At 65.7% G+C, this 2,597-nt stretch carries 3 protein-coding genes and 1 pseudogene; 2 read left to right on the forward strand and 2 right to left on the reverse strand.

Annotated elements, in window-relative coordinates:
• Both EOD07_RS30205 and speB read left to right on the forward strand, forming a co-directional pair.
• Positions 1-742: creatininase (locus tag EOD07_RS30205; RefSeq protein ID WP_127237918.1), on the forward strand; the 742-nt coding region annotated here is incomplete at its 5' end.
• Positions 743-755: 13 nt separating this feature from the next.
• Positions 756-1,721, forward strand: a complete 966-nt coding sequence (gene speB / locus EOD07_RS30210) for an agmatinase (RefSeq protein ID WP_127237920.1) — start codon at positions 756-758, stop codon at positions 1,719-1,721.
• A 32-nt stretch (positions 1,722-1,753) separates the two neighbouring features.
• On the opposite strand, the gene EOD07_RS30215 is transcribed toward speB, so the two are convergent.
• Positions 1,754-2,254 (reverse strand): GNAT family N-acetyltransferase, encoded by a 501-nt coding sequence (locus EOD07_RS30215; protein ID WP_127237919.1) that lies wholly within the window; start codon positions 2,252-2,254, stop codon positions 1,754-1,756.
• 23 nt (positions 2,255-2,277) lie between these two features.
• Positions 2,278-2,597, reverse strand: a pseudogene (locus tag EOD07_RS30220) (alpha/beta hydrolase); the annotation flags it as partial.

The raw sequence follows: 2,597 nt of genomic DNA on the forward strand, positions 1-2,597 counted from the left end.
GCCTTGGCCCGAAGCCCAGAGAAGGATAGCCGCCGGCGCGCCGGTCTTCCTGCCGCTTGGCTCGACCGAGCAGCATGGCCACCATATGGCGATGAACGTCGATGTCGTGATCCCGACCGCCATTGCCGCGAATGTGGCGTCGGAAGTGGGCGGCCTCGTCGCGCCGACGATCGCCTACGGCAATCGCTCGCAGCCGAGAACCGGCGGCGGCCCGGCCTTTCCCGGCACCATCAACATCACCGCGCACACCTTCTCGCTGCTGGTCAAGGACGTGATCTGCGACCTCCGCCGCCAGCAGGTGCGGCGCATCGTGGTGCTCAACGGCCATTACGAAAACATCGGCCCGTCGATCGAGGGCATCGAACTGGCGCTCGACGCGATCGGTCGCGACCGCGCCGCGGACATGACCATCCTGCGTATCGATCATTGGGAAATGCTTCGCCCCGAAACGCTCGCCAGGGTGTTCCCCGATGGCTATCCCGGCATCGAACTGGAACATGCAAGCGTGATCGAAACCTCGATGATGCTGGCATTGCGCCCGGAACTCGTCGATCTCGACCGGGCCCTGCATGACGGCCCTGCCCGCTTCAAGCCCTATGACCGTTATCCTCGCCCTGCCGAAGAAGTGCCGCCCTCGGGCGTGCTGTCGCTCACGGAAGGCTCCTCTGCCGAGAAGGGCCGCTGGCTGCTGAGCGACTGCGAAACGCGCATCGCCGAAATCGTCAAACGTGAATTCGCCTGAGATGACCAACACCATGCAGAACAGCTTCCACCAACCCGTCGACGCCGCGCAGGTGCCGCGCTTTGCCGGACTTTCCACCTTTATGCGGCTGCCGGCCGTGCCGACGGCGAAGGGGCTCGACATCGCGCTTGTCGGGATTCCCTGGGACGGCGGCACGACGAACCGGGCCGGCGCCCGCCATGGTCCGCGCGAAATCAGGAACCAGTCGAGCCTGATGCGCCGCGTCCACCACGTCTCGGGAACGGAACCGTTCAGCATCGCCAACATTGCCGATGTCGGCGACCTGTCGGTCAATCCCATCAACCTGCTCGACGGGTTGAAGCGCATCGAGGACGGTATTGCGGCCATCGTCGCCGAGGGAGCTCTTCCCCTGGCCGCGGGCGGCGATCATCTGACGACGCTGCCGGTGCTGCGCGCGGTGGCCCGCAAGGCGCCGGTCGGCATGATCCACTTCGACGCCCATTCCGACACCAACGACCGCTACTTCGGCGATAATCCCTATACGCACGGAACGCCTTTCCGGCGCGCGATCGAGGAAGGCCTTCTCGACCCCAAGCGTGTGGTCCAGATCGGGATCAGAGGGTCGATCTACGAGCCAGGCGAGCACGACTGGGCGACCGCCCAAGGCGTGCGCGTCATCTATATGGAAGAGTTCGTCCGGCGCGGCGTCGCTTCCGTCATGCGGGAAGCGCGCGATCTTGTCGGCGACAGCCCGACCTACGTGACGTTCGACATCGATTGCATCGATCCGTCCATGGCCCCCGGCACCGGCACACCCGAGCTCGGCGGCTTCACGACGCGCGAGGCGCAGGAGATGGTTCGATCGCTGGACGGATTGAATTTCGCCGGCGCCGATGTCGTCGAGGTCGCGCCTCCGTTCGATCTTGCCGGCATGACGGCGCTGGCCGGCGCGACGATGATGTTCGAGCTGCTGTGCGTCATGGCGAGATCCCTGGCCGATAGGAGAGCCCGCGCCTAGATGGCTACGGGAAAGCGCGCGGCGCCTTCCGACTAGTCTGGAAAGGTCTCGATCCTCTCCGCGTAACCTCTGAAACCCGCGCGCTCGTAAACCGACCGGGCCGCCGGATGATCATAGGTGTCGGTGTGAAGCCACAGCTTTTGCGGCCGATGCGACCACGCCGCGCGCAACGCCTGATCGAGCAGGAACGGACCCAAGCGCTTGCCTTGAAAGGCCGGGACCAGCCCGAAGTGGACGAGCTCGATAGCCGCTTCGCCGACATTGTTGAACTCGCAGAAGCCCGCGGCCTCGCCATCGACGCGCAGCACATGGATATGCGTAGAGGCGCCGGCAAGCAGCGTTTCGAGGTCTGCTTTCGGCATGCGCAGGCGCTGGTCCCATTGCACCGGTCCGCCGACCGAGCGGTAGAGATCGAGATAACTGGCAGGATCGAGCCTTTCGCGCGTCACGATCGCGTCCGGCGACGGTGACGCAAGCGGCGCGCCCCGCGGCGGCGCCAGCATCTCCATATAGGTGACGAGAAGATCGACCATTGTCAGGCCAAAGAGCGCCCCGCTCAGAGCGGGTTTTCGGCGTAGAACTCGAGCACGCGCTGCTTGAAGCTCTTGTCGCCGACGGCGAGCATGTGGTCGCGGCCCTCGATGTGGAAGGCCCTGGCGTTGGGCATCAAAGCGGCAAGCTCGTCCGGCGAGCCGCCGATATCGTCCTTCGTGCCGACGGCGATCAGCGTCGGCTGAGCGATGCGGGCCATGTCGTCCTCGCTGAGCAGCTCGCGCGACTTTGCGATGCAAGCCGCGAGCGCGCGGCGGTCGCTGCGCGTCTGGTCGGCGAAGGCGCGGAAGGAACGGCCGCGCGGATGCGTGGTCTGGGAGGGGT

This window comes from Mesorhizobium sp. M2C.T.Ca.TU.002.02.1.1, assembly GCF_003997225.1.